This is a genomic window from Pseudomonas yangonensis (assembly GCF_009932725.1).
GTDB lineage: Bacteria > Pseudomonadota > Gammaproteobacteria > Pseudomonadales > Pseudomonadaceae > Aquipseudomonas > Aquipseudomonas yangonensis.
On sequence record NZ_BLJU01000280.1, the window covers coordinates 1 to 394 of the forward strand.

Sequence of the window (394 nt, forward strand, 5' to 3'; positions counted from 1 at the left end):
GACTCTGGACGATCTGAGAGAGCTCGGCGTGCGCCGGGTGAGCGTTGGCTCCAGCCTGGCCCGTGCGGCCTTTGGCGGTTTCCTCAAGGCCGCTCGCGAGTTGCATCAGGGCCGCGCCGACTTTGCGAGGGACGCTGCGCCCTTCGTCGAACTCAACGACCTGTTGAAACGCTAACGACAAGAACAAGGAGAACCGACATGACCCAGATCGCCTTTATCGGCCTCGGCCATATGGGCCTGCCCATGGCCCGCAACCTGCTCAAGGCGGGTTATCCGCTGAAAGTCTTCGACCTGGTGCGCAGCGCCGTCGATACCCTGGCTGGCGAGGGAGCCATGGCCGCCGAAAGCGCCGCCGATGCCATCGATCAGGCACAGGTGGTAATCAGCATGCTGC

Annotated in this window: 1 protein-coding gene; it reads left to right on the forward strand. The window is 63.7% G+C overall.

Features of this window, described 5'->3' with window-relative positions; all coding sequences use genetic code 11:
- Positions 1–198: 198 nt before the first annotated feature.
- Positions 199–394, forward strand: a 196-nt coding sequence (locus GYB81_RS24335) for an NAD(P)-binding domain-containing protein (RefSeq protein WP_161898039.1), incomplete at its 3' end; no start/stop codon positions are given.